Source organism: Streptomyces sp. NPDC001108 (assembly GCF_053598535.1).
The window spans coordinates 11,354-36,631 of record NZ_JBSFKL010000001.1; the positions used below are offsets into that span (position 1 = coordinate 11,354).

General features: G+C 72.6%; 21 protein-coding genes. 9 read left to right on the forward strand and 12 right to left on the reverse strand.

All coding sequences use genetic code 11. The features are described from left to right. The first annotated feature begins 51 nt into the window (after positions 1-51). Both ACWC97_RS00030 and ACWC97_RS00035 read left to right on the forward strand, forming a co-directional pair. Complete coding sequence (locus tag ACWC97_RS00030; RefSeq protein ID WP_450646421.1) at positions 52-2,790, forward strand: SdrD B-like domain-containing protein; 2,739 nt, start codon at positions 52-54, stop codon at positions 2,788-2,790. Between the two features lie 146 nt (positions 2,791-2,936). Then, a complete protein-coding gene (locus ACWC97_RS00035; RefSeq protein WP_450646423.1) occupies positions 2,937-3,764 on the forward strand; it encodes a hypothetical protein in 828 nt (275 codons plus the stop codon). A gap of 42 nt (positions 3,765-3,806) precedes the next feature. On the opposite strand, the gene ACWC97_RS00040 is transcribed toward ACWC97_RS00035, so the two are convergent. Beyond that, the gene (locus ACWC97_RS00040) at positions 3,807-5,147 is read right to left on the reverse strand and encodes a right-handed parallel beta-helix repeat-containing protein (RefSeq protein WP_450646425.1); all 1,341 of its coding nucleotides are present in this window, start codon (positions 5,145-5,147) and stop codon (positions 3,807-3,809) included. 57 nt (positions 5,148-5,204) lie between these two features. Here ACWC97_RS00040 and ACWC97_RS00045 point away from each other — a divergent pair, with 57 nt between their 5' ends. Further along, a complete protein-coding gene (locus tag ACWC97_RS00045; protein ID WP_450646427.1) occupies positions 5,205-6,413 on the forward strand; it encodes a Dyp-type peroxidase in 1,209 nt (402 codons plus the stop codon). 154 nt (positions 6,414-6,567) lie between these two features. Here the strand turns inward: ACWC97_RS00045 and ACWC97_RS00050 are convergent, their stop codons facing one another. Further along, on the reverse strand, positions 6,568-7,587 hold the full coding sequence (locus ACWC97_RS00050) for a carbon-nitrogen hydrolase family protein (protein WP_450646429.1): 1,020 nt from the start codon (positions 7,585-7,587) through the stop codon (positions 6,568-6,570). Between the two features lie 133 nt (positions 7,588-7,720). Continuing rightward, the gene (locus ACWC97_RS00055) at positions 7,721-8,509 is read right to left on the reverse strand and encodes an SAM-dependent methyltransferase (RefSeq protein ID WP_352280427.1); all 789 of its coding nucleotides are present in this window, start codon (positions 8,507-8,509) and stop codon (positions 7,721-7,723) included. Positions 8,510-9,290: 781 nt separating this feature from the next. On the opposite strand from ACWC97_RS00055, the gene ACWC97_RS00060 reads away from it, so the two are divergent. After that, complete coding sequence (locus ACWC97_RS00060) at positions 9,291-9,815, forward strand: NUDIX hydrolase (RefSeq protein WP_352280426.1); 525 nt, start codon at positions 9,291-9,293, stop codon at positions 9,813-9,815. Between the two features lie 145 nt (positions 9,816-9,960). Here the strand turns inward: ACWC97_RS00060 and ACWC97_RS00065 are convergent, their stop codons facing one another. The 5 genes from ACWC97_RS00065 to ACWC97_RS00085 all read right to left on the reverse strand — a co-directional run bounded on the left by ACWC97_RS00065 (position 9,961) and on the right by ACWC97_RS00085 (position 14,916). Next, positions 9,961-11,235, reverse strand: a complete 1,275-nt coding sequence (locus tag ACWC97_RS00065) for an MFS transporter (RefSeq protein WP_450646431.1) — start codon at positions 11,233-11,235, stop codon at positions 9,961-9,963. Between the two features lie 205 nt (positions 11,236-11,440). After that, the gene (locus tag ACWC97_RS00070) at positions 11,441-12,331 is read right to left on the reverse strand and encodes a hypothetical protein (protein WP_450646433.1); all 891 of its coding nucleotides are present in this window, start codon (positions 12,329-12,331) and stop codon (positions 11,441-11,443) included. Between the two features lie 136 nt (positions 12,332-12,467). Then, positions 12,468-13,049: a rhodanese-like domain-containing protein gene (locus tag ACWC97_RS00075; protein WP_352280423.1), complete on the reverse strand. Its 582-nt coding sequence runs from the start codon at positions 13,047-13,049 to the stop codon at positions 12,468-12,470. A gap of 58 nt (positions 13,050-13,107) precedes the next feature. Further along, complete coding sequence (locus ACWC97_RS00080; RefSeq protein WP_450646436.1) at positions 13,108-14,493, reverse strand: rhodanese-like domain-containing protein; 1,386 nt, start codon at positions 14,491-14,493, stop codon at positions 13,108-13,110. A gap of 108 nt (positions 14,494-14,601) precedes the next feature. Then, the gene (locus ACWC97_RS00085; RefSeq protein WP_352280421.1) at positions 14,602-14,916 is read right to left on the reverse strand and encodes a rhodanese-like domain-containing protein; all 315 of its coding nucleotides are present in this window, start codon (positions 14,914-14,916) and stop codon (positions 14,602-14,604) included. A 293-nt stretch (positions 14,917-15,209) separates the two neighbouring features. On the opposite strand from ACWC97_RS00085, the gene ACWC97_RS00090 reads away from it, so the two are divergent. Beyond that, positions 15,210-16,496, forward strand: coding sequence for an MFS transporter (locus tag ACWC97_RS00090; RefSeq protein WP_450646438.1), 1,287 nt, complete (start codon positions 15,210-15,212; stop codon positions 16,494-16,496). Positions 16,497-16,524: 28 nt separating this feature from the next. Here the strand turns inward: ACWC97_RS00090 and ACWC97_RS00095 are convergent, their stop codons facing one another. The 3 genes from ACWC97_RS00095 to ACWC97_RS00105 all read right to left on the reverse strand — a co-directional run bounded on the left by ACWC97_RS00095 (position 16,525) and on the right by ACWC97_RS00105 (position 19,204). Further along, positions 16,525-17,604, reverse strand: coding sequence for a response regulator (locus ACWC97_RS00095; protein WP_392278244.1), 1,080 nt, complete (start codon positions 17,602-17,604; stop codon positions 16,525-16,527). Continuing rightward, positions 17,597-17,848 (reverse strand): hypothetical protein, encoded by a 252-nt coding sequence (locus ACWC97_RS00100; RefSeq protein WP_450646441.1) that lies wholly within the window; start codon positions 17,846-17,848, stop codon positions 17,597-17,599. Before ACWC97_RS00100 ends, ACWC97_RS00095 begins: the two co-directional genes overlap by 8 nt. 342 nt (positions 17,849-18,190) lie before the next feature. Then, entirely contained in the window at positions 18,191-19,204 is a 1,014-nt protein-coding gene (locus ACWC97_RS00105) for a zinc-binding dehydrogenase (protein WP_352280417.1), read from the reverse strand. A gap of 121 nt (positions 19,205-19,325) precedes the next feature. On the opposite strand from ACWC97_RS00105, the gene ACWC97_RS00110 reads away from it, so the two are divergent. Beyond that, entirely contained in the window at positions 19,326-19,922 is a 597-nt protein-coding gene (locus ACWC97_RS00110) for a TetR/AcrR family transcriptional regulator (RefSeq protein WP_352280416.1), read from the forward strand. A 144-nt stretch (positions 19,923-20,066) separates the two neighbouring features. Continuing rightward, complete coding sequence (locus tag ACWC97_RS00115; protein WP_450646443.1) at positions 20,067-20,765, forward strand: DUF1326 domain-containing protein; 699 nt, start codon at positions 20,067-20,069, stop codon at positions 20,763-20,765. 218 nt (positions 20,766-20,983) lie between these two features. Here ACWC97_RS00115 and ACWC97_RS00120 read toward each other — a convergent pair whose 3' ends face one another. Continuing rightward, the gene (locus tag ACWC97_RS00120; protein WP_352280414.1) at positions 20,984-21,733 is read right to left on the reverse strand and encodes an RraA family protein; all 750 of its coding nucleotides are present in this window, start codon (positions 21,731-21,733) and stop codon (positions 20,984-20,986) included. Positions 21,734-21,908: 175 nt separating this feature from the next. On the opposite strand from ACWC97_RS00120, the gene ACWC97_RS00125 reads away from it, so the two are divergent. Both ACWC97_RS00125 and ACWC97_RS00130 read left to right on the forward strand, forming a co-directional pair. Then, positions 21,909-23,195 (forward strand): alpha-L-fucosidase, encoded by a 1,287-nt coding sequence (locus ACWC97_RS00125; protein ID WP_450647438.1) that lies wholly within the window; start codon positions 21,909-21,911, stop codon positions 23,193-23,195. Continuing rightward, on the forward strand, positions 23,192-25,237 hold the full coding sequence (locus tag ACWC97_RS00130; RefSeq protein WP_352280412.1) for a heparinase II/III family protein: 2,046 nt from the start codon (positions 23,192-23,194) through the stop codon (positions 25,235-25,237). Before ACWC97_RS00125 ends, ACWC97_RS00130 begins: the two co-directional genes overlap by 4 nt. The last annotated feature ends 41 nt before the right edge of the window (positions 25,238-25,278 follow it).

Here is a 25,278-nt window from a genome sequence, read left to right on the forward strand (position 1 = left end):
TCAGGCCCTTCTGAACGCTGAGAGCGGGAGATGACAGCTACGAATGATCAAGTGAACGGGGCCGCGCCCGAGCCGCGTCGGCGACGGCGGGGCGCGCCCGGCCGTCGGACCGTCGGCAGCCTGGCCGCGCTCGCCCTGGGGATCGGCGGCAGTTCGCTGGCCGTCGCGCCTGCGGCCCACTCGCAGACCGAGGACGGTTCGGTGACGGTCCGGGTGATCCGGGCCGTCGACAACACCGGAGTGTGGACACCCGCGCTGGAACCGGGTCTCGCGGGCGTCAAGGTGACGCTCACCGACGACTCCGGTAAGGGCGTCGAAGGGGTCACGGCCGCCGACGGCACCGTGACACTGACTCCGACCGCCGGCGGCTCCACCAACGGCAAGTACCGCGTGCAGGTGGTGAATCCGAAGCCGGGCGTCCTGTTCCCCGCCTTCGCCTCACGCCAGGGGCTCGACGGCGCACCCAACCAGTTGAGCAGCAACGAGGAGTTCGTCGACCTCTCCGACCAGAAGAACGTGGCCTACACCACGGGGTTGTGGAACCCAGCCGACTACTGCCAGAAGAACGCACCTCTGGTGACGACCTGCCAGCCGACCACCCGCGAGGGCGGGTCGCAGCGCACCCTCGTCTCCTTCCCGTACGGCGCGCGCGGCCAGGACGGTGTCGACGTCAACGTCACGGACGTCGCCACCAACTCCGAGACCGGCACACTGTTCGGCATCGCGTGGAACAAGGCCGACAAGCGGGTGTTCTCCGCGGCCGTGGCCAAACGCACCACGGACTACGGTCCGGGCGGCGCCGGAGGCATCTACGTGACCGACCGGGCGCAGAAGAAGACCACCCTGTTCACCGTCGTACCGGACGCCGGAACGACGGCCCACGGCCAGGGCACCGACGACGCCTTCCTCGCGACGCCCGGCAAGGAGAGCCTGGGCGGCATCAAGATCACGGACGACGGCAAGGACCTGTTCGTCGTCAACCTCAACGACCGCAAGCTCTACCGCTACAACGCCACCGCCGACACCGCCTCGGCGCCCGAGTCCGCCAAGGCGATTCCGGACCCGGGCTGCCCGGCGGCGGTGGACTGGCGCCCGTTCGGCCTCGGTCTGCACGACGGGGTCGGCTACGTCGGCGGGGTGTGCTCCGGCGAGTCCACCGGGAAACCCGCGGACCTGCGTGCGGTGGTCCTTCCCTTCGACCTCGACACCGGTGCGTTCCACGAGCCGGTGCTGGACCAGCCGCTGGACTATCCCCGCGAGTCCACGGTCGGCGGGCCCCCGTGCGACGGTCCCGGCTGGTTCCCCTGGACCAACACCTTCCCGACCTCCCAGAACGGTCAGACCTGCCGGAACTATCTGGCCCAGCCCGAACCGGAGTTGGGCGAGATCGACTTCGAGACCGACGGGTCCATGCTGCTGGCCTTCCGCGACCGCTTCGGCGACCGCGCCCCGGCCGGTCCCACGCCCGGCTCGGTCGGCAACGTCCTGTCCGGCGGCGACCTGAACAAGGCGTGCCCGGTGGACGGGCGCTATGTGATGGACACCAACAACGGCTGCGGGCTCTCCCCCCGGGGCACCCGGTTCTTCGACACCAGCCGCATGGGTTCCCACCACAACGCCTCCTTCGCGGGCATGGCGTTCTCCCGGGTCGAGGACACCATCGCGACCGGCGGATTCGACCCCAACAGCACCGCCTTCGGCTACGGCACCACCTTCGTCAAGCGCGACGGCACGCAGGACCCGCAGTCCGGCCTGCGCCTCAACCCGCCCGGAACCGCCGCCCCGTTCGGCAAGGGCGCCTCGATGGGCGACCTGGAGGTGCTCTGCGACCAGGCCCCGCTCCAGATCGGCAACCGGGTCTGGTACGACCCCGAACGCAAGGGCATCCAGAGCCCGGGCCAGCGCCCGGTCGTCGGCGCGACCGTCCATCTGTACGACGGGGCGGGCAAGCTCGTGGGAACGGCCGAGACCACGGCACGGGGCGAGTACTACTTCGACGACTCCAACGTCACCGGCGGCCTCCTGCCCAGGACGAAGTACACCATCCGCCTCGACGAACCGGCCGACTACGCCAAGGGAGGCCCGCTCCACCAGTGGGTGCCGACGGAAGCGGATGTCGGCGACAACCACTTCGTCGACTCCAAGGGCGTCGTTCCGCGCGACGGCCGCTTCCCGGAGAGGGAGTTGACCACCGGCGGCCCCGGCGAGAACGACCACACCTACGACTTCGGCTTCCGGCAGCAGGAGGGCGAGCTGCGCCTGATCAAGCACGATCAGGACGGCAAGGCACTGGCCCGGGCGAAGTTCCAGCTGTGGAAGGAGACGAACGGCTCCGACGAGCTCCAGACCGAGGGGACCGATCCGGACACGAAGGTCGGCGAACCGTGCGTGACCGGGACCGACGGTCTCTGCCACGGTACGGGCGCGCCCGGCACCTACTACTGGCAGGAGGTGAGCCCGCCCAAGGGCTATGCCGCCCCGGACGTCTCCGTGTTCGGGCCGCTCGTGCTGACCGCCGAGAACCTCGACGACGGGGTCTCGGTGACAGCCGTCAACAAGCGGCTCCCGGGCACCGAACCGACGCCCACGGCATCCGCGACACCAGGCAAACCGGGTTCCCCCGGCGCACCAGGGGCTCCGGGCACACCGGGTCACACCTCCGGCTCCGGCCTCGCGGCCACCGGTACGAGCCCGCTGGTCCCCCTGGCCCTGGCGGGCTGTGCCGCGCTCACCGTCCTCGGTGCGGCTCTGGTCGTCCTGATGCGCAGGCGAAGGGCGCAGCACCGCTAGAGGGAGCCTGAGAGCGAGACACGCCCCGACCCCGTGTCGGGGCGACCGGCGCCGGTGACCGGCCGGGCCGGTTCGGGCGGGTTCGCGGACCAGCGGTCCGCGGGCCCGCCCTTCCGTGCGAACGACCGATGGGAGAAGGCGACCACATGGCTCGGAAGAGGAAGGCCGACGACCGGACACCGCGTCGGGCCCTCTGGCGGAGAACACTGATCGCGATCACGGTGTGCGGCGCGGTGGTCGGTGGCCTGGTCCTCTACCGGGTCCGGTCCGACGACACCGCCACCGCCGCCGAGCGGCCGGTGACGATGGAGGAGGCGTCCAGGCTGGCCCTGTCGCGGCTGAATCTGTACGAGGCGAGCCCCGTGGCGGTGACCCTGACCGCTTCCGAGGGCGGCGGGGTCGTGGTCCGGGTCGAGGGCGTCGTGGACTACCGGAAGCACCGGGCCGTGGGAAGCTACCGGATCACCGGGGCCTCCGGCACCTCCGGCCCCGCCACCGGCCGGCTCGACCGCGGGCTGGTCGTCTGGGACGGCGGCGGCCTCGGTCTGGCGCCGACGTCCGAGGACGACGGCAGCCCGCCCTGGCGGCAGGCCGAGCACATCCCGCGCTCGGGCTGGTCCCCCCGCTCGTACACGGCCGATCCGCTGGATGCCGGGCTCCGGCTGTTGATCGAGCTGGGTGCCGACCGCCCGGACAACCCGCTGCTGCTCGCCCAGTCCGGTGCCCGGCTGCTGGGCCGCGACCGGATCGACGGCCGCGGGTACGACCGGTTCGCCGGGCCGCGCGCCCAGGGCTCCACGCCCGGCGCGGAACCCGGCGGCGGACGGTCGCCGCTGACGTACTGGGTCGACGGTGACGGCGGGTTGCGCCGGGTGACGATGCGGATGCCCGGTCTGGGTACCCCGACGACGGTGGAGTTCTCCGGGCGCGAGAGCCGGGCGAAACTGCCCGAGGCGCCATGGAGCGCCGGCTGACGGCATCGGGGCCCCCGGCTCCGCCGCCGTGTGGGCCCGTGGTCAGTGGGTGCGCGGCACGGCGTCCACGTTCTTCGGGAGGGGGTAGTCGGCCATGTCGACGGCGCCCGGCAGCCCGGTCGCCGGGCGCCCCGGGACCGTCGGATCCGGCATGGACGGCTGGGCCGGTGGGGCCGGGACGCGGCTGAACGGCATCCCCGGCGGTGCCTGCACCGACGCGGTGCGGCCCGCGGGCAGCGCGCCCCGGCCCCGGGTGCCGCAGCCCGCGCGGTTCTCCAGGGAGGCCGGGCTCTGGGTGCCTGGGCGGTTGCCCGCGAAGCAGTTGCCGGGGTCGGTGGAGGCCAGCACGAGGTCGACGCCGTTGCCGGCGGCACGGTTGTCCTCGACGCGGTTGCCGCTCGCCGGATGCCCCGGCGGGTCGGTGACGATCACTCCGGCCGCGTGGTTGCCGCGTACCAGGTTGCGCTGGACGCGGTTGTCGGTCCCGCCTCCGATGCCGATTCCGATGCCGAAGCCCCCGTCCGCCTGCTCGGGTGTGTCGGCCGCGTTGTTGTCGACGACGGCGTTCCCGGCGATCACCGCACCGTGCTGCGGGGCGAGGGCTTCCAGATCGTTGGAGTTGACCGTGACCCCGACCCGGTTGCGGACGACGCGGTTGCCCACCACCGACAGGTTGTCGGAGGCGTTGGTCAGTTCGATGCCGACCGCGTTGCGCTCCACCGTGTTGCCGCGGACCAGGGTGTTGCAGGGCTTGCACTGGCCCACGTAGACGCCCGAGTCGGCGTGCCCGGAGGCGTAGGAGTCCTCGATCACACCGTCGCGCGCGTCGAAGGCGTAGATGCCGTACAGGCCGTTGTTGTACGCCGTGACCCGGCTCGCCCGAAAGCCCCGGACCGGAGGGAAGCGGGTGGTGTCCAACGGGTCGTAGGCGGAACCGCCGGCACCCCGCCGCTGCAACCGCTCGTCGGTGACTCCGGTGAACAGGACGCCGTTGGCGAGGTATCCGTGCACGGTGAGGTTCTCCACCACTGATCCGGCGCCGGTCACGGTGACGCCGTTGGCCCGGCGCAGACCGCCGTCGAGGACCACCTTGTTGCGGTCCGTTCCACGGAGCACCAGGCGGTCCTTGGTGATGCGCACGCTCTCCCGGTACACACCGGGTCCGACCAGCACCGTCTCGCCCGCGCGGGCGACGTCCACCGCCTGCTGCACCGTGCGGAAGTCCTGCGGGACCCGCAGCACGCTCCCCGCCGGATGTCGCGCGTCCTCGGACTTCGGCCCCGCGCCGGAACATCCGGTGGCCGCCAGCACGGCCGAGACGGCCAGTGCCGACAGCCTCAGCGTCGCCCGGAACGCCGCTTTCCGTACTACCGCGCGGTTCAACAGGCTTGCTGTGAACAGGGTTTGCATGGCAGATGTTTTATCGTCTCCAATAGGGCCATGCCCACGGAACAGGGAAATGCGCAGGATCCGCCCCACCCCCCGGCAACCGGTTTAGGGCGGCGGCGGGCCCTGTTCGCGGCCGGGGCGGTGCTCGCCGCCGGGGCCGGAGCGGCGGCCGATGGACTGGTGAGGGACGACCGGGCGGCCGACGGTGCCTCCGGCGCCCCGGCGGCGAGCGCCGCGATTCCCTTCCACGGCGTCCGGCAGGCCGGGGTCACGGCTCCCCAGCAGCCGACGACGCAGTTGCTCGCCCTCGACCTCCCCAGGGCCTCGGCCGCCGCCGTGCGGAAGGCGCTCCGCGGTGTCCTCGGTGAGCTGACCGGGGTGCTGGCCACCGCGGCCTCCGACACCCCGAAGGACCTGCGGCTCCAGGGCGGTGGCACGACCCGGCTCACCTCCCTGGTCGGCATCGGCCCTGCTCTCGCCGACCGGCTCGGGCTCGATGTCCCGTCCGTGCTGCGTGAGTTGCCGCCGTTTCCCGGCGACCGCCTCGACCCGCGCCGCAGCGGCGGCGACCTGCTGGTCCAGCTCTGCGCGGCCGACCGCTGGACGCTCACCGTGGTCGCCGAACTCGTCGTCGGGGCCGCGCGCACGGCCGGGGCCGTGCTCCGCTGGGGCCAGTCCGGCTTCCTGCCGCCCACGGCCCCGGGCACCACTCCGCGCAATCTCTTCGGTTCCAAGGACGGCACCGCCAACCCCGATCGCGCGGCGGCCGAGCAATGGGTCTGGGGTCCTCCCGGAGCACACGGGAACGGAACCGTCCTCGTCTACCGCAGGATCCACATGGACGTCACCGGCTTCGCGGCCCTCCCAGAGAGCCACCGCGACCGGGCGGTCGGCCGCCGCACCCGCGACGGCGTCGCCCTCGGCGGCACCGCCGAGCACGACGAGCCGGACATCTACGCCAAGCACCCCGACGGTTCCTACGTCCTTCCCGCCACTGCCCATGTGCGCCTGGCCAGCCCCCGTTTCGACGGCGGTGCCCGGATGCTCCGCCGCAGCTACAGCTACGACGACGGGCCCGACGACCGGGGCCTGCTCTTCTGCGCCTTCATGCGCGACCCCGGCCGGTTCACCCGCGTCCAGAACCGCCTGGCCGACCGTGACGCCCTCAATCCGTTCCTCCAGCACCGGGCCTCGGCCGTGGCCTACGTCCTGCCGGGCGCGGCACCCTCCGGATCCCTCGGGGACCAGCTCTGGACGTGAGGCCCGCTCCGGCCGGGGCGCCGATCCCTGGCCCCCGCTGTGGCCGGACTCCTCGCCGCCGAAGGGATCCGGCGCGGCCTCCGAACGGGAACCTGCTCCGGCGGTTCCCCGAGGCGGCGGCCCGCATCCCGGACCGGTGTGCGGGCCGCCCCGGTCAGTCCGTTCCGTCGGTGGTGGCGGGCCCGTCGTCGCCCGGGGCCATGGGCCAACGGTGGTCGGTCTCGTCGTGCCAGAGCGGCCGGTGGTCGACGCGCAGGCCGAGGATCTCCGGTCGTGCGTAGTGGCCGCGCGAGTCGACCCAGACCTTGACGGCGTTCAGGTCGTCGAGGTCGATCTCCGCCGTGACGAACCGCTCCTCGGGGCCGGTGTGCGGGCCCGCGAGGTACTGGGTGAAGGGGTGGATCACCGCCGACCAGCCGCCGCCCTCGGTGATGTGCTTCTGCGGGCCGAGGTTGGCCGCCATCCAGTCCAGGCATGTCCGGTCGACCGGATTGCCCGCGGAGATCACGAACGCCTGGGCGGTGAGGGCGTGGGTCTTCATCATCGCGTCGATCTGTACGTCGGCGACCTCCTCGAATCCGGCCATGGTGGACAGTCCGGGCCAGGCCGCCGCGTGGATCTCCTGCCCCTGGGCGACCAGGGCCTGCCGGGCCAGGTTCATGGTGTGCTCCCAGCAGGCCAGACCGCCGATCCGGCCGAGCTCGCTGTCGAACACCCGGAGCGTGGCGCCGCCGCCCTGGGCCCACACCATCCGTTCCGCATAGGTGGGCTGGAGCTTGCGGTGCACTCCGAGCAGGGTCCCGTCGGGGTCGATGAAAACCTGGCTGTTGAAGCAGGTCCGAGTGGATTCGAGGCGTTCGCTGACGCCGAGGACCACCCCGGTACCCGCCCGCCGGCAGGCCGACCGGACCCGGGCGATCTCGGGGCCCGGCACCTCGACGGACGCCCCCGCGTAGGCGGCGTCGGCTCCCTGCTGGTCCAGCGGGGCGTACGCCTCGATCCAGTACGGGTAGCCCGGTACGAAGGTCTCCGGGAACACCAGCAGATCGATGCCCTCCCGGCCGGCCCGCTCGATGAGGGCGACGGCCTTGTCGACCGTCGCCCCGGTGTCCATGAACACCGGGGCGGCGTGGACCGCGGCGACCGTTCGTTTCCTGGTGGCGGGAGCGGGCATGGGACCTCCTCGGGAGCGGCACGGCCGGCACGGGCCGGTGGCGCGCAGTGTGCCACGGTTCACCGCCGTGCGCGGGCGGCTCCGCCCCGGTCCCCGCTCACCCGCCGTTCCGTGGACGCGGCGGGGCGGCCCGTCATTTACGGGCGACGAAACCCCACTGGTCGACCGGCTCGGAGATGTCGTCGCCCGGCTCCGGGCGCCACAGCGAGATGGAACCGAACCCCGGCTCCACCAGCTCCATCCCGTCGGCGCTCGCGAGGATCTCCTCGGGCCGGCGCACCAGGTAGGGCGGGGTGTCCCCCGCCGCGTACGCCTCCTGGGCCGCCACCGTCTGCGGGGTGGCGACGGTGTCGCACAGCACCAGGTGGCTGCCCTCGGGCACACCGGCCAGGTACCGGCGCATGAGGTCGATGCCGGCCTGCGGTTCGACGTGGCCGAGGGTGGACAGCACCATGACGGCCACCGGCCGCGTCATGTCCAGGGTCTGGGCGGCTTCCTGGAGCACCCGCTCGGCCTCGAGCATGTCGGCGTGCACGTAGTCCGTCACGCCCTCCGGCGCGCTCGTCAGCAGGGCGCGCGCGTGGGCCAGGACCAGCGGGTCGTTGTCGACGTAGACGATGCGCGCCGTCGGCCGGACGCTCTGGGCGACCTCGTGGGTGCTGTTCTGCACGGGGAGGCCGGTTCCGATGTCGAGGAACTGGGTGATTCCCGCCTCACCGGCCAAGTACCGCACGGCACGGGCCTGGAAGGCACGCGACGCCCGGGCGAGATCCCGGGTCTGGGGATAGCTGGCGATGACCTGGTCCCCCAGCTCCTGGTCGACGGGGTAGTGGTCCTTGCCGCCGATCCAGTAGTTCCACACGCGGGCGGAGTGCGGTATGCCGCTGCGGATCTCGGCTTCGAGCTCGGAGCTGGTGTTCATGTACCTTCTCGCTTCGTGTCGTGCGCGTCGCGGTCCAACCCGATGAGGGTGTCGTAGCCGTCGCGACCGGCGTGCGGTTCGTCCTCCGTACGGCCGAATCGTATGCCGTGCCACGTGCTGGCGATGCCAACTGATCCTACGACCCCGTGAGTTCGTTTCGGCCGGCCGGTCGCCGCTTGCCACGGCCGGGCCCACTGCGGCCACCTCCGTGGCTCCCGCCGCCGCCACGGCCACCACCTCGGACTCGGGTACGTGGGCGCAGAGGCAGAGCAGCGGATCCCGCGCGCTCACCGCGCTCTTCCCTCCGCGCCGAGCCACTCGTGGACCGTGCCCGTGCCCCGCGTGCGGTCGCGCACGAGCCCGACGCCGCCGTCGCCGTCGCCTCGAAGGCGTTGAGCGGCCTGGGTCTGTCCGCGGCGGTGGCTCCTGCTGGAGCTTCTCACCGAGCGCGCTGTGCGGCCGGAAGTACGCGGTGATCACCTGGTACCCGAGCTCGGGCGACCGCAGTACTCATCCTGGGCGGCCTCGCACTGGCCACCGGAGGAACGCTCCTGGCCAACCGGATCGGGCCGAACCCCCGTCGGCGGACCTGACCGGCCGGCTCCCGCACTGCGCCGGGTTCCACCCGGTGTCCCACGGCAGGATAGGTTCGGGCACGGGCCGTTCCGATCTCGCTCGGGCCTCGTTAAAGGAGCAGAACCCCGCCGACCCATGTGCTCGTCCGCCGGCCTGGTCCTTGACTCTCATGGCCATGCCGGACAACCGTCAAGAGGAACCAGAATTGACCTCGGCCGCCACGACCGAACCGCAGACCTCCACGCCGGCGCACTATGCCGAAACAGTCGCCAAGGCCACTGCCTGGGCATGCCTCTACTTCACCGACGAGGACGACCGGCCGCTCCAGGTCCACTCCGTCTACTCTCCCGCCTACCCGTGGCAGTTGGTGGGCGGCACGATGGACCATGGCGAGCATCCCTGGCAGACGGCCGTGCGGGAGTGCGAGGAGGAGACCGGGATCAGGCCGGCCGGGCAGCCCCGGCTCCTGGCCACGGTGTACAGCCCGCCGGGCGGGGGCTGGCCCTACAGCACGCTCGGCTGCGTCTTCGACGGCGGCCGGCTCACCGCCGCGCAGATCCGCGGCATCACGCTCGACCCGGCGGAGCACGACGAGTTCCGCGTCCTCTCCCTGGCCGAGTGGCAGGAGTTGATGCCGCCCGGCGACTTCGACCGCCTCACCGCGGTGGCGGAGGCGCGCCGCTCCGGCGTGACGGCGTACGTCGACTCCTGGGGATGGGGAACCGGCTGAGCACCGCCCGCACCACGGCCGCTCGGGCGACCAGGAGCTTCTCGTGCGCGCGGGTTAGTACGTCCGCGTCCGGAGACACCCGAGGGCCGCCCGGTCTTCCGGGCGACCCAGGGATGCGGTCAACTCACGCGAGGTGGCGTGGCGTTCACGCGGCCTTGGTCAGGGAGGACCGACTCCGGCCCGACAGGTGCCAGGCGGTCGTGGCGTCCGCCCGCGGGGCTCCACCGCCGTCGTGGCGCGGCCACAGGAGGAGCGCGGCGACCGTTCCCGTCACGGCGAGCGCCGCGAGGGTGGACCAGGCGGGGGTGAGACCGGCGTTGGTGCCGAGCACTCCCGCGACGGGGTAGGTGATCAGCCAGGCGAGGTGGGACAGGGAGAACTGGGCGGCGAACGCCTCGGGGATCGCGTTCCGTGCGACGGAGGCCCGCAGGACCTTGCCGGTCGGTGTGATGATCAGGGCCATGCCGACGCCGATCACCGCCCAGGTGACCGCCGTGCCGGTCCAGGTGGTGAGGCCGGTCGCGGTGATCGTCACCGCGGCGGCGGTTCCGCCGACCAGGACGCCGGCCCCGGTCGTCATGACGGTGCGGGCGCTGATCCGGTCGAGCAGGCGGGGCAGGACGAGCGCGGCCAGCAGGGTGCCGGTACCGGAGGCGGCGAGCATCCAGGCGACGTCCTGCTGGGTGCCGCCGAGCCGGTCACGGACGTGGTTGACGGTGCTGACGACGACGATCGAACCGGCCGACGCGACCACGAGGTTGAGCGCCATGACGCCGCGCAGGCGTGGTGTGGCGAGGAAGGTCCGTATGCCGCCCACGGCCTTGTCCCATGCCGTGGTGCGGGCGCTGGGGCGGGCGTCGGGGATGCGGGTCGACAGGACCAGCACGGCGGAGGCGGCGAAGCCGATGGATGTGCCGAGGAACAGCCGGTCGAAGGTCAGGAAGGTGAGGGCGACGGCTGCCAGTACGGGGCTGAGCAGGCTCTCCATGGTGGAGGCGACCTGGGAGGCGGACAGGGCCCGGGTGTAGGCGGCCTCGTCGGGGACGATGTCGGGGATGACGGCCTGGAACGTCGGGGTGAAGGCCGCGGAGGCGGCCTGGAGCAGGCCGATCAGTACGTAGATGTGCCAGACCTCGGTGACCAGGGGCAGCGCCAGGACCACCGCGCCTCGGATCACGTCGAGGAGGACGAGAAGCGTCCGTCTGGGAAGCCGGTCGATGGAGGCGGCGGCCAGCGGGGCGATGATCACGTACATGACCATCTTGATGGTCAGGGCGGTGCCGAGGACCATTCCGGCGCGCGGGCCGGCGAGGTCGTAGGCGAGCAGTCCGAGGGCCACGGTGGTCAGCCCGGTGCCGAACAGGGCGATGACCTGGGCGCCGAACAGGTGGCGGTAGTCGCGGACGGAGAACAGTCGCATGGCGGGTTCCTTCCGTGTCCATGCGGCGGGGCACGGCCCCGGGGCGGGGTCCATGCCCCGCGGGTACATGCGGGGTCACTGCGCACCGGTGTCGCTCCTCGGTGCGGGACGGGCGGGACGGCCGGCGGCACGGGCCGCCGGGTGGGGCAGGGGGCGGGGCGGACAGGGCATGTCGTCTCCTTCGCCACGGGGTGTGCGGGTGGGGTCAGTGGTGCGCGTGGGCGCCGTGTCCGGACGGCGTCCGGTGCGCCGGGGCTTGGCGGGGCTCCGCCCCGGTCGTGTGCACGGTGAACTCGGCGGTCCGTACGACGCCGTCGTGCTGGAAGTCCAGGTACAGGCGGTAGGTGCCGGCCGTGGGCGCGACCGCCATGAACGTGATCCCGGGCCCCGGCGCGGTGATGCCGTCACCGGGCGCGCCGTCCGGGTGGACGTGGAGGTAGCCCAGGTCGCCGACGCGCAGCGCCACCAGGTGCCCGTACGCGGCCAGGTAGGGCTGGAGGTCGGTCACGGGGCTCCCGTTCCGGCCGATGGTGAGAGTCAGTTCGCTCGGCTCGCCGGGCCTGAGCGTCCCGTCGAGGGTGACGGTGTAGTCGTCGATCCGCGCGGTCCCGGTGGCGGCGGGCAGTGGTTCCGGGGCGTACGGTCCGGCCACCGAGGCGTCGATGCCCAGCGTCATGGTGGCGTCGTGGCCCGCCGGGTGGATGTCGGCGAAGAACCGCCAGTCGCCCGCTTCCAGGTTCAGTTCGGTGCTCCAGTTGCCCTGGTCGTCCCTGACCGGGTGCACGTGCTGGAATCCGGACGTGTCGCGCCGGACGGCGATGAAGTGGAGTTCCTTCTCGTGCTCGGGGACGAACCGGGTCACCGGGCGCCCGTCGGGGCCGATGATCCGGAAGCCGACCGGCCGCGTCCCGGCGGTGAAGAGCGTGGTGTCGAGTTCGAGGGTGTAGCCGTGCTCGGAGACCGAGAGTCCGCCGGGGCCGCCGGCGGCGTGGCCGGCATGGCTGCCGTGTCCGCCGTGGTGGGCGTCGCTGTCGTGGTCGGCGTGACCGCTGTGGGCGGCGTGGCTGCTGTGGCTGTGGGCGGCGTGGCTGTTCATGGCGTCTCCAGGGTGGGTCGGGCTTTTCGGCATCTCCTGTTTCCGCACGCAGCCTAACCCCTATACCCCCTGGGGGTATAGGGGTTAAGGCGATGGAATTTCTCGCGAGGCCCTGCCCGGACGTCCGCGCCGGAGGTTAGGAGGCGCTCCGCAGCCCCGCGATCACCGTACGGATGTCCGTACGGGGCCCGCGGTTGTACGGGAGCTTGGAGAGCAGGACGCCCATGGCGCAGGAGTTGCTGACCGCCGCGTAGACCAGGCCCGCGCCGACCGCCGTTCCGACGAGGTGGACACCGGGCACGAAGATGCCGGCGATGCCGGTGGCGAGGACGATCGACCCGGCGACGAGGCGGACCTGGCGTTCCATGTCCCAGCGCTCCGGGCCCCGCTCCACGGGGGCGCCCGCCATCTCCCAGGCGTTCATCCCGCCGCCCAGGACCCGCAGGCCGGGCAGGCCGGCTTCGGCGAGCATCTGCTCGGCCCGGGTGGCGCGGGCCCCCGAGCGGCAGACCAGCACGGTGTCCTCGTCGAGGTGGGGGCGGAGCTCCGCGCGGTGCTCGCGCAGGGCGGGCAGCGGCACGTTGTACGCGCCGGGGATGTGGGCGGCACGGAACTCGGCGGGGGTGCGCACGTCGAGCAGGCGCGGTGTGCGGCCTTCCTCGGTGAGCCCGCGCAGCACGGCGGGGGAGATGGACGGGACGGTGCGCTCGGCACTCATGCATGACTCCGGAGAAGGTGTGCCCGTGGGGGCGTGTACGGGTGGGCGGGGGCTGCGGTCAGGCCTCGGCGGATTCCGCGAGGGCCCAGGCGGCGTAGCCGCCGAGGATGTCGGAAACGTCCTGGGCGCCCCGGTGACGCAGGAGGCTGGCCGCGATGGACGAGCGGTGGCCGCCGGCGCAGTGCACGACGAGCGGGCGGTCCGTGGGAAGTTCGTCCGCACGCGCGGGGAGCTCGCTCAGCGGGATGTGCAGGGCCTCGGGGATGAAGCCGACCGTCTGGCGCTCGCCGCAGGTACGGACGTCCACGACGACGGGCGGGTTGTCGCCCGCGAGCGCCGCCTTGAGCTGTGCGGCGGTGACGCGGCTGGCGGGTGCGACCTCGTCCGGCAGGGCCGTGAGGGCGTCCTCGGGGTTGCGGAGGTAGCCGGCCACCCGGTCGAAGCCGATGCGGGCGAGGCGGGTGACGACTTCCTCCTCGCGGTTCTGCGGGGCCATGACGAGCAGTTCGTCGGCCGGGTCGAGGACGGTCCCCGCCTGTTCGGCGAACCGCCCGTCGGCGGGCAGGTTGACCGCGCCCCGGAGGTGCCCGGCGGCGAACTCCTGCGGGTCGCGGGTGTCGACGACGACCGCTCCCCCGGCGCGCAGCGCGGTGAACGCGTCGAGGGCCAGCGGGCGGGCCGCGGCCGTCGCGTCGTAGCGGGTGCGTTCCTTGCGGTTGAGGTCGGCGTCGTAGGCGAAGTAGCCGGGCGCGGCCGACTGCCCGGCGGTGACGAGTGCGACGAACTCCTCGCGGCTCATCGGGGCGCAGGCGTAGTTGGTGGCGCGCTGCTCACCGATGGTCGACTGCTTCTCCGTCGAGAGGTTCTTGCCGCAGGCGGATCCGGCGCCGTGCGCGGGGAAGACACGGACCTCGTCGGGCAGCGCCATCAGCTTGTTCTGGACGCTGTCGTACAGCATCCCGCCCAGCTCTTCGGCCGTCACGCCCACGGAGGCCAGCAGGTCGGGGCGGCCGACATCGCCGATGAACAGCGCGTCGCCGGTCAGGACGCCGTACGGGACGGTGTCGTCGGACCGCTCGTACACGAGGACGCTGACCGACTCGGGGGTGTGCCCGGGGGTCTCCATGATCTCCAGGACGACGTCGCCGAGGGAGATCCGCTCGCCCTCGGCGAGCTTGCGGATGGGGTACTCGGTCTCGGCGCGCCGCCCGTAGCCGATCCAGGCGCCGGTGGCGTCCGCCATCTCCAGGTGCCCGGCGACGAAGTCCGCGTGGAAGTGGGTGTTGATGACGCCGACGACGGTGAAGCCGTGCGCCCGGGCGTCGGCCAGGTACTCGGAGACGTCCCGGCGCGGGTCGACGACCACCGCCTGGCCGGTCTTCTCGTCGGCGATCATGTACGACGCCTGGGAGAGGCAGTCGAGGTAGTACTGGGTGAAGAACACGGCGGATCCTTCCTGAGAAACGCTCACCCTCGTCGGGTGCGAAAGACTGTGGGTACGAAAGGCCGGGTCACGGGGCGTACGGGCGGCGGGCCCGGGGAGTGGCGGCGGTCAGGCGGTCGTTCCGCTCGCCAGCGGCCGGCCGGTGCGGGCCCAGCCCTTGGTGCCACCCGCGACGGAGAGCGCGTCCACGCCCCGGGCCGCGAGCCGGTCCGCCGCTCGCAGGCTGCGGTTGCCGGTCGCGCAGATCACGTACACCGTCCGGTCGGCGGGCAGCACGTCGAGGACGGAGTCCAGCGCGGACAGTGGTGCGCTGTGGACGCCCGGCACATGTCCGGCCACGTATTCGTCGGGCTCGCGGACATCGATGACGAACGCACCGGCGGCCATGTCCGCGGCGAAGCTCTCCAGGTCTACTTCACGCATCGAGGCATCCCTCGCTCTCGGGTACCCCCAGGGGTATTTACTGGTTCGACAGTAGGGCGCTCCCACACGAGAAGTCAAATACCCCCGTGGGTATCTTCCCAGGCGTGGCGACATCGACTGCGCGCATCGGGTGAAAATACCGGCGGGGGTATATTGAACTGGGCGTACGCGGCCTGCGCGGTGCGGAGCACTGCCGCTCACCGCCGTCACCCGACGTGACCCACGCACCGTTGCCCGCAGCTCGGGCGAGTGCCTCCGCCGGACCGGCTCCCCTCTCCCAAGGACATCCGCCCGTGAACGACACCACCACCCGCCCCGCCCGCCCGGCCGACGGCGCCACCGGCCCCGTACGGCTGGGGCTGCGCGAGAACGCGGCCCAGTTCGCCCTGCTGGTCGTCGTGAACGTGGCCGTGGGCGGCCTGGTGGGCCTGGAGCGCACCACCGTCCCACTGATCGGCTCGGAGACGTTCGGTCTGACCAGCGATACGGCCGTCTTCTCCTTCATCGTCGCCTTCGGCCTCACCAAGGCGTTCACCAACCTCGCCGCGGGGGCCCTCACCGCCCGCTTCCGCCGCAAGCAGCTCCTCGTGGCGGGCTGGCTGATCGGGGTCCCCGTCCCCTTCGCCCTCGCGTACGCGCCCTCGTGGGGGTGGATCGTCGCGGCCAACGTCCTGCTCGGGCTCAACCAGGGCCTGACCTGGTCGATGACGGTCAACATGAAGATCGACCTCGTCGGCCCGGCCCGGCGCGGGCTCGCCACGGGCCTGAACGAGGCCGCCGGATACACCGCCGTCGGCGTCACCGCCATGCTCACCGGATACCTCGCCACCGGCTACGGCCTGCGCCCCGTCCCCGAGCTGATCGGCGTCGTCTTCGTGGTCGCGGGCCTCGCCCTGACCCTGGTGGTCCGCGACACCGCCGCGCACGCCGCCCTCGAACTGGCCCGTCACCCCGGACCCCCGCCCACCGGCGGAAACACCGGCCCGAAGGCGGCGTTCCTGCGTACCTCCTGGCGCGACCGCTCCCTGCGCGGTGCCAGCCAGGCCGGGCTGGTCAACAACCTCAACGACGGTCTGACCTGGGGCGTCTTCCCCCTCCTCTTCACCGACCACGGCCTCGGCCTCGCCGCCGTCGGCCTCGTCAAGGGCCTCTATCCGATCCTGTGGGGCCTCGGGCAGATCCCCACCGGCCACCTCGCCGACCGCATCGGCCGCAAGCCCCTGATCGTGGCCGGCATGCTCGTCCAGGCCGGCGGATTCGTCCTCGCCCTGACCCTGATCGAGCAACCACTGCTCGCCGGGATCCTCTCGGCCGTCGTCCTCGGGCTCGGCACTGCGATGGTCTACCCGGCCCTCATCGCGTCCGTCTCCGACCACGCCCACCCGGCATGGCGCGCCAACGCCCTCGGTACCTACCGGTTCTGGCGGGACATCGGCTATGCCGCCGGGGCCCTCGTGGCCGGCGTCCTCGCGGACCGGGTCGGTCTCGAGGCCACCGTCGTCGCGGCGGCCGTTCTCACCGCCGTGTCCGGGCTCCTCGCCGCCCGCTGGATCGCCGAGCACCGGCCGCCCGCCCGGTGAGGAGCCGGGCGGCCGGATCGGCGGAGGGTCACCGCGAGGCGCGGCGTTCCAGGTGGATCGCGGTGAACACGGCGACCTTGGCCCGCAGGGCCCAGGGGTCGAAGGGCTTGCTGATGTAGTCGACGGCGCCGGCCGCATAGCCCCGGGCGGAGTGCTCGGAGTCCGCGCCCATCGCGGTGAGGAAGATGATGGGAACGTCCCGGTCGCGGGGGCGGCGCTTGATGTGCGCGCAGGTCTCGTAGCCGTCCATCTCCGGCATCTGGACGTCCATGATGATGACGGCGAAGTCGTCGTGGTCGAGCAGCGCCTTGAGCGCTTCGCGCCCGGAGGAGACGGTGACCAGCTCCTGGTCGAGGGAGGCCAGCACCGCGGTCATCGCGAGGAGGTTGCCCGGCTGGTCGTCGACGACCAGGATCTTGGGCAGGTTCCGGGCCGCGGAGACGGGCAGCGGGGCGGTCGGCTCCTCGACGGCGTCCAGCTGCCGTTCGAGCAGGTCGCAGCGGCTCTCGGCCGCGATCCGCAGCGCCTGGGCCTCGCGGAGTTCCGCCGCCAGCCGCCGCACGTCGAGCCGGAGCGCGTCGCGCTCCCGCAGGAGGCCGGACACGTCGGGATGGGCCGCCGCCAGCTCGTCGGCCCGCCGCCGTTCCGCGATCCGGTCGGCCTCCAGCTGGCCGAGGCGCACCTCCAGGTCCGCGATGCGGTGCGTACGGTCCAGCAGCGCGTCGCCCAGTACGTCGCCACGGACGCTGGACCTCCGCGAGATCCGGTCGGCGTCGGCGAGCTGCTGTTCCAGGATCTCCACAGCGTGCTTGGGCGAGGCCCCGGCGTGGACGGCCTCCCCGTACAGCCCGCGGACGAACTCGATGGCCTCGGTGGTCATCGCGAGGCCCCGGTGTTCGGCGAGGTCGGTGAAGAGGTCCATGATCACCTGCCACGGGGGTAAGCGGGTGCCGTTCAGATAGCGCGAGAACGTTCCCGGGTCGCGCTGGTGCCGGGCCGCGTACCGGCGCACCGATACGTCCAGGCCCTCGAACAGCTTCCGCAGGGCCTCGGCGAGGGCGCGGGAGGCATCGGTGAGCTCGCTGCCCAGCGGCCGGAGCTCACCCACGCCCTTCCCCCCGTCCGGTGCCGGCGCCGGAGCGGTCGCGCCGCCCGGCCCGGCCGCCATCGGCGTCGGCGTCGATGAGCCGGTCGAAGAAGGGAACGGCCAGTCCAGCGGCGCCGAGGCCCGCGAGCAGGCTGCGCGGGGCGCCTTCCCCCGCGAGCACGGCCAGCCCGCCGGCCGCCGCGCCGACGAGCAGAGCCAGCAGGAACACCAGGGTTGTTCTGAGGGAGAGCAGCGGCCGGTCCATCCAGGCCTCCATGTGTCCGCCCCATCACATGGATGGGGGATCCTGTCACCTGTCACCCGTCCGGTGGAACGCGGAAGGGGAACCACAGCATGGAGGAGACGGGACCCGTTGCGCTCCGCGACGGGGAGGCGGACGCAACACCGGTCCCGGCGCCGCACCCCCGCCATCGGCCCGTCGGCCGGTGTTCCGGCTGGTGGCGGGGTTGGGACCGGTGCGGGCGACGGGACCGTTGCGCCGCAACACCACGGGAGGTCCGCAACGCGTGTTCGCCCCGGTTCGCGGGGAAGGTACGGGGCCGTCCCGGCCCGGGAAACGGCCTGGGGATACGGCCCGGGGATACGGTCAGGGGCGCAGGATCAGCCGGATCGGGTCGCCGGTCTTGTTCTCCAGCCGCTCCACCGCCTCGGCGGCCTCCGCCAGCGGGAACTCGCCGCTGATCGACCCGGAGAAGTCCAGTCGGCCGCCCTGGAGCAGGGTCAGCAGCTCGGGCAGCGCCACCGGCATGTCGGAACCGTAGTGGCCGAGGATCCGCTGCTGGAGGTAGCTGAAGCGGGTGCCGTCGGCGACGGTCAGCGGCTGGTCGGTCAGGCCCACGAGAACCAGGCGGCCCTTGGGCGCGAGCACCGACAGCGCCTGCTCACGTACGGCCGGCACCCCCGCGAAGTCGAAGGCCGCGGCGAGACCGGCACCGCCGGTGACCTCGGCGACGCGCTCGCGCAGCGCCGGGTCGCCCGGGTCGAGCGCCAGGTCCGCCCCCTGGGCGAGGGCGCGCTCGCGGGCGGTCGGGTTGGGGTCGATCGCGACGACGGGACACGCGCCGACGGCGCGCAGCAGCTGGATCGCGTGGACGCCGAGGCCGCCCGCGCCCCAGACGCCCACGGCCTCGGCGGGCTTCACGGCGCCCGTGACGGTGATCGCGCCCCAGGGCGTGGAGACCGCGTCCGGGATGATCGCGCCCTGGTCGAAGGGGATGGTCTCGGGCAGCTCCGTGAGGGCGTGCTCGGCGGAGAGCGCGTACTCGGCCCAGCCGCCGTCGTAGTCCACACCACGGGTGTAGGTGACCCCGTCGCGGACCTCGCCCGCGTACAGCACGACGCGCTGACCCGGGGTCCAGCGGGTGACGCCCGGACCGGTCTCCGCGATGGTGCCGGACACCTCGTGGCCGAGGGTGACCGTGTCGCCGCGCAGGAGCAGCGGGGTGAGGGTGCCGTCGATGAGGTGGACGTCCGACAGACAGACGCCCGCGGCCTCCACCTTCACCAGGACCTGGCCGGGACCTGGGGCGGGCTTCGCCACCTCCTCGATCCGCAGCGTACGGCTCGGCACGTGCAGCCGGGCGGCGAGCATCTGCTCCATGACATGACCTCCTTGGCATGACGGCGACCTCGGGCCCGAAGCCCCCTAACGCAAGTCACCTTGCAATGAAACGTACGTCCGTACTCCAGGTAAAGCAAGTAGAGCTGCGTTAAAGTGGAGCATGACCCCGCCCGACCAGAAGAACGCCCCTCCGCTGCGCCGCCGCGGGGCCCGCATGCGCTCCGCGGTCCTCTCCGCCACCGTGGACGTCCTGGCGGAGCACGGACTCGCCGGGACCACCGTCGGCGCCGTCGCCCGCGCGGCCGGCGTCCACGAGACCTCCGTCTACCGACGATGGGGGACCCGCGAGAAGCTGATTCTGGAAGCGCTGGCCGAGCAACTCGACACGGCGATGCCGATCCCGGACACCGGGCGGGTCCACGACGACCTGGCCCGCTACTTCGGCGCATTGGCGCGACTGCTCGCGACGCCCCAGGGCGAGGCGCTGCTGCGACTGAGCACCGAGCGCGACGACACCCTGCCGGATCACCGCCTCCCCTACTGGACCGAGCGTCTGGAGCGCGGCGCCGTGATGGTCCGCCGGGGCATCGAGCGCGGCGAGCTCGCACCGGGCACGGACCCCGGTCTCGTCATCGAGGCGATCAGCGGCGCCCTGTTCACCCGCGCCCTCGTCAGCGGGGCCCCGCTCGACGAGAGCCTGGCCGAGCGGCTCGTCGCCCTCACGCTCACCGGCGCACTCCCGCGCACCCCCGCCTGACACCGGACCGCGCTCGGCCCCCTCCCGCGAAGCCTGCCGCAACTCGGTACCCCCCAGGGGTACTTGACGCGCGCACCGCTCACGCCTTACCTTCATCACACGATACCCCCACGGGGTATAAGCGATCTGGGAGGAGACACCCTCATGTGCACCACTTCCGCCGCATCGCAGAACGCGCCCGCCGTCGTCCGCGCGGGCGCCGGTGACGGGACGCTGCCCGACTGGCACCTGCGGGGGGAGTGGTTCGACGTATGCAGCTGCTCCCTGCCCTGCCCCTGCACCTTCGCCCAGGCCCCGACCCACGGGGACTGCCTCTTCACCCTCGTCTGGCAGGTCCACGAAGGGCACTTCGGAGACGTCCGCCTGGACGGTCTGGGTGTGGTGGCGCTGGGCGAGTTCGCCGGGAACATGTGGGTCGTCGACCCGGACGCCACGATGAAGGTGATGCTCTACATCGACGCCAGGGGCGACCAGGCGCAGCGCGACGCGCTGGAGCGGATATTCGCCGGCCATGTCGGCGGCTGGCCGGGCCAGTTCGGCTCGCTCATCAGCGAGCTGCGCGAAGTACGGTACGCCCCGGTCCAGTTCGACGCGGCGGAGGACCTCTCGTACTGGCGGGCCCGGGTCGGCGACTCGGTCTCCGTCGGCGCGACCGCCCTCACCGGCCCCACGGCCGACCCCTCCCGCCGTGTCCAGCTGGTCAACGCCCCGGGCGCCGAGGTCGGCCCCGGCCAGATCGCCACCTGGGGCGTCGTCGAGAACGACCACGCGGAGGGGTTCGACTTCTCCCACGAGTACCACGGGGGCTCCAGCAAGCACTTCCCGTTCGACTGGCGCCCCTGACCCCGGGGCGGGGCGTGATGGTCCGGCGCCCGTCGGCTTCGGCGTCGCGTTCCGTCATCCACCACTGGCACCCGCACCTCGTCCGGTCGGCGTTCCGACCCGGTACCGGCCTCCGCCGGCACCGGGTCCGACGCCGGCCCGGGCGCCCCGGACGGTGGACACGGGCACGCGGTCCACCTCGACGGGCGTCCGATGTCGCGCCCGCTCCCCCGCCCGGATCAGGTGGCGGACCGGCTCGCCAGGTACTCCGTCAGGCCCTCGCCGGTGAGGGGGTAGTAGTCGGAGAGGCGGCCGCCCTCGTCCAGGCGGCGGCGGGCGAACTCCTCCCGGTCCTGGTGGAGGAGGGAGTCCTCGGCGAGCGGGATCGCGTTCGCCTGCGGGACGACCACGGCTCCGTCCTCGTCGGCGACGATCAGGTCGCCGGGCGTCACGAGCGAACCGCCCACCCCGACCGGCACGTTGAACGCGGACGGGAACAGGTCGGTCTGCGAGGCGTAGTGCGGGGTGACCCCGGTGCACCAGACGGGTACGCCGAGGGCGCGGATCCGGGCGGCGTCCCGGACCCGGCCGTCCACCACGATCCCGGCGCCGCCGCGCAGCTTGAAGTAGCGGACCAGCATGTCGCCGAGGCAGCCGGTGAAGTGGCTGCCGTGGGCGGAGACGACCAGCACGTCGCCGGGCTGGACGGATTCGAGGACGGCCCACAGCGCGGTCTTGCGCTCGATGTCCTCCTGCTCGGCGCCGTTGAAGACGTCCTCGCGCTGCGGCAGGAACTGGAGGGTCACCGCTCCGCCGGTGATCCTGACGTCCGGCTCGCGGTGCAGCGGCACCGGGCCGTCGATGAACGTCCGGGTGATCCCCATCTGGTGCAGCTTCGCGCAGGCCGTCGCGGCGCTCACGTTCTTGAGCGCGTCCACCATCCGCGCCGTGGGCCGTACGTAGTCCGAGGTGTGGACCGGTGCTCGCATCGACTCGTAACTACGGTTCTGTTCCTCGCCGTTGCTTCGGGTCTCCCCCGTCGACGGCGTTTCCTGGTCCCGAATCGGGTGCATGCACGTGCCCTTCCGCGTGCTCACCGCACGCAATGCCAGTGACATCATCGCCTATCGATGGTAGATAACAGCCAATCGATTAGTGATGTCAATGTGTCTGGAGTCCTCCGTGACCGGTGCTTCTCCCCACTCCCCCGACGCCACCGGCTGGTTCGAGGCGGCGCGCTTCGGGATGTTCGTCCACTTCGGGCTGTACAGCCTCGCCGCCCGGCACGAATGGGTGCGCAGCCGGGAGGCCATGTCCCAGCAGGAGTACGACCGTTATCTGTCCCGCTTCGACCCGGACCTCTTCGACGCCCGGCAACTGGCCCGTACCGCACGCGAGTCCGGCATGCGGTACGCCGTACTGACCACCAAGCACCACGACGGATTCTGCCTCTTCGACTCGGCCCTGACGGACTACACCTCGGTCCGGGCGAACGGCCGTGACCTGGTGCGCGAGTTCGTCGAGGCCATGCGCGCCGAGGGACTGCGGGTCGGCCTGTACTACTCGCTGCTCGACTGGCACCACCCCGACTTCCCGGTGGACGAGCACCATCCGCTGCGCGGCACCGAGGCGTGCGACGAGCCCCGCGACATGGCGCGCTACCGGGCGTACATGGAGGGGCAGATACGTGAACTCCTCACCGGGTACGGCGAGATCGACCTGCTCTTCTTCGACTTCAGCTACCCGGAGAAGGGCCCCGGGGAGTGGGGGGCCGAGCGGCTGATGGCGCTGGCGAAGGAGCTGCGCCCGGGCATCCTCGTCAACGACCGGCTCGGCATCCCCGGTGACTACGTGACGCCCGAGCAGTACCAGCCGGACCGGCCGCTGGAGCGGGGCGGCGAGCGGGTGCGGTGGGAGGCCTGCCACACGCTCAACGGCTCGTGGGGGTACGACCGGGACAACCACGACTACAAGGACCCCGCGCTGCTGGTCCGGATGCTGGTGGAGTCCGTCGCCTGCGGCGGCAATCTGCTGCTGAACGTCGGCCCCACCGGCCGCGGCGCCCTGGACGCCCGGGCCCGCGCCACGCTCGGGGCGATCGGCGAGTGGACCGCGCTGCACGGGCGCGCCGTGCACGGCGCCGGGCCGAGCCCGCACCCACCGCCCGCGAACGCGCTGTACACCCGGTCCGGCAACCGGCTGTACCTGCACCTGCTGGCCTGGCCGCTCAAGCACCTCCATCTGCCCGGGCTGGCCGGGCGGGTGCGGTACGCGCAGCTCCTGCACGACGGCTCGGAGATCCGCTTCCAGGAACTGGACGGCGCGCGGCACGAGCACAACAACCTCGCCCCGCCGGACCAGCCGGCCGGCACCCTGACGCTGACCCTGCCGATCGCCCGGCCCGACGTGCTGCTCCCGGTGATCGAGCTGGAGCTGGACGGGGAGGAATGAGCGCCGGGACGGGACCGCTGGGCACCTGCCTCGCGGCGGTCCTCGCGGCCGAGGACGATACCGGGCTGGTACGGCTGCTCGGCACTCCGGCCGCCCGGACGGGGGTTCCGGACATCACCCGCCGCGAGGTCTGGGACGCGGTCCCGGAAGAGATACGGGACCGGATGCTGGCCGACGCGGAGGCGGAGCTCGGGCGGCCGGAGCCGCGGTTGACCGCCGGGGCGTGGGCCCGCGCCTTCCGCGACGGGAACCGCGGCGCGTACGAGGACGCCGCGTGGGCGCTCCAGGAGCGGGTGTCGCTGCTGGTCCTGGCGGCGGTACTGGCCGACGAGGACGCCGGGGCGGCCGACGGTCCGGGAGCCTGCCCGTTCCTGGACGCGGCGATCGACGGGCTGGTGTCCTTCACCGAGGCCAGTACGTGGTGCTGGGCGCCGCACGACCGTTTCACGGCGGACCGCGGTGAACTGGTGCCCGATCCGGACGACCCCTGTCTCGACCTGGGCGCGGCCGAGGTCGCCTCGCTCCTCGCCTGGGCGGACCACGTCCTGGGGCCGCGGCTGGACCACCGGATGCCGGGGCTCCGGCGCCGGTTGCGCCGGGAGGTGGAGCACCGGGTACTGCTGCCGTTCGAGCGCCGCCGGGACTGGCGCTGGATCGGCACCGAGGGCGACGCCAACAACTGGAACCCGTGGATCCATGGCGCAGTGCTCACCGCCGCGCTGCTGCTCTGCGGGGACGACGCCCGGCGGGCCCGGCTGGTGCGTCTGGTCGTGGCGGGCCTGGACCACTATGTCGTCACGCTCCCCGACGACGGCGGGATCGACGAGGGGATCGCCTACTGGTGGGTGGGGGCCTGCCGGCTGATGGAGATTCTCGACCTGCTGGCCGGGGTGGGCGGCCCCGCGCTGGACGCCCGGCGGCTGCCGCTCCTGGGCGAGCTGCTGAAGTATCCGCAGCGCATGCACTTCGGCGGCGACTGGTACGTGAACGTGGGCGACGCCCCGGCCCGGCTCTCCCCCGAACAGCCCTGGCAGGTCCCCTTCCGCTGGGGTCTGCGGCTGGGGCAGCCCGCCACGGCCGCCCACGCCCTGGCCGGGGCCCGGCGCCGGCGCGACGCCGCTCCGCCCCGTGCGGGGCTCGGCCGGGCCCTGACCGCGCTCGCCGACCGGCGCTGGTGCCGCGCGGTCGTGGCCGGGCCGCCGGAACCCGCCGCACCGGAGCCCCCCGCTCCCTGGCTGGCGGCGCACACCTGGCTCCCCCGGCTCCAGATCCTGCTCGCCCGCGAGCGGGCGTCCAGCGCCGAGGGGCTCGCGGTCGCCGTGAAGGCCGGGCACAACGGCGAGCACCACAACCACCTGGACGTCGGCTCCTACTGGGTGGCGGCCGACGGGCGTCCCCTGGTGGTGGACGTCGGCCGGCCCACGTACACCGTGCGGACCTTCGGACCGGACCGGTACGCCGACTGGCCGTTTCGCAGCGACTGGCACAACGTCCCCGATCCCGGCGCCCCGCAACAGCCCGGCCCCGGCCACCGGGCGCGGGACGTCCACGTCGAACTCGGCCCCGGAGCGGCGGGGATGACCGCCGAGATCGGCGGCGCCTATCCGTCCGGCACGGTTGCCCGGTGGCACCGCACCGTCCGACTGGTGCGGGCCGACGGGGAGGCGGACGCGTACGTGAGCGTCGAGGACCGGTGGGAGGACCCCGGCGCCGGGGTGGCGCTCCACCATGTGCTGGCCGGTCAGGTCGCGTACGGCGAGGGCTGGGCCACCGTCACCGGCCCCGGGGGCTGCGGTCTGCTGATGCGCTGGGATCCCCTGGTCGCGGACGCCCACGTGGTCCGCAGGGAGATCGACGACCCGGAGCTGCACCGGAGTTGGGGCGATCATCTGAGCCGACTGACGCTCACAGTGCGCACCCCGGCACCCCAAGGCCACATCACCGTACGGTGGTTGCCGCACACCCCCGGCCGGCCGGGGCATGAAAAACCGACCGCAGAGGTTTGTGGCAGCACTCTTGAAGAAGCGGAGTGCCACCCCTAGCATCAGCAATCGATAGACGATAGACACAGGGGCGAGGACCT

What these genes read in the sequence shown, in the direction of transcription:
- ACWC97_RS00085 (WP_352280421.1), bottom strand. Translation starts at nt 14,916, where the DNA reads ATGCGTGAAGTAGACCTGGAGAGCTTCGCCGCGGACATGGCCGCCGGT.
- ACWC97_RS00070 (WP_450646433.1), bottom strand. Translation starts at nt 12,331, where the DNA reads ATGAACAGCCACGCCGCCCACAGCCACAGCAGCCACGCCGCCCACAGC.
- ACWC97_RS00115 (WP_450646443.1), top strand. Translation starts at nt 20,067, where the DNA reads ATGTGCACCACTTCCGCCGCATCGCAGAACGCGCCCGCCGTCGTCCGC.
- ACWC97_RS00105 (WP_352280417.1), bottom strand. Translation starts at nt 19,204, where the DNA reads ATGGAGCAGATGCTCGCCGCCCGGCTGCACGTGCCGAGCCGTACGCTG.
- ACWC97_RS00100 (WP_450646441.1), bottom strand. Translation starts at nt 17,848, where the DNA reads ATGGACCGGCCGCTGCTCTCCCTCAGAACAACCCTGGTGTTCCTGCTG.
- ACWC97_RS00065 (WP_450646431.1), bottom strand. Translation starts at nt 11,235, where the DNA reads ATGCGACTGTTCTCCGTCCGCGACTACCGCCACCTGTTCGGCGCCCAG.
- ACWC97_RS00050 (WP_450646429.1), bottom strand. Translation starts at nt 7,587, where the DNA reads ATGCCCGCTCCCGCCACCAGGAAACGAACGGTCGCCGCGGTCCACGCC.
- ACWC97_RS00110 (WP_352280416.1), top strand. Translation starts at nt 19,326, where the DNA reads ATGACCCCGCCCGACCAGAAGAACGCCCCTCCGCTGCGCCGCCGCGGG.
- ACWC97_RS00045 (WP_450646427.1), top strand. Translation starts at nt 5,205, where the DNA reads ATGCCCACGGAACAGGGAAATGCGCAGGATCCGCCCCACCCCCCGGCA.
- ACWC97_RS00130 (WP_352280412.1), top strand. Translation starts at nt 23,192, where the DNA reads ATGAGCGCCGGGACGGGACCGCTGGGCACCTGCCTCGCGGCGGTCCTC.
- ACWC97_RS00055 (WP_352280427.1), bottom strand. Translation starts at nt 8,509, where the DNA reads ATGAACACCAGCTCCGAGCTCGAAGCCGAGATCCGCAGCGGCATACCG.
- ACWC97_RS00125 (WP_450647438.1), top strand. Translation starts at nt 21,909, where the DNA reads ATGTGTCTGGAGTCCTCCGTGACCGGTGCTTCTCCCCACTCCCCCGAC.
- ACWC97_RS00075 (WP_352280423.1), bottom strand. Translation starts at nt 13,049, where the DNA reads ATGAGTGCCGAGCGCACCGTCCCGTCCATCTCCCCCGCCGTGCTGCGC.
- ACWC97_RS00035 (WP_450646423.1), top strand. Translation starts at nt 2,937, where the DNA reads ATGGCTCGGAAGAGGAAGGCCGACGACCGGACACCGCGTCGGGCCCTC.
- ACWC97_RS00120 (WP_352280414.1), bottom strand. Translation starts at nt 21,733, where the DNA reads ATGCGAGCACCGGTCCACACCTCGGACTACGTACGGCCCACGGCGCGG.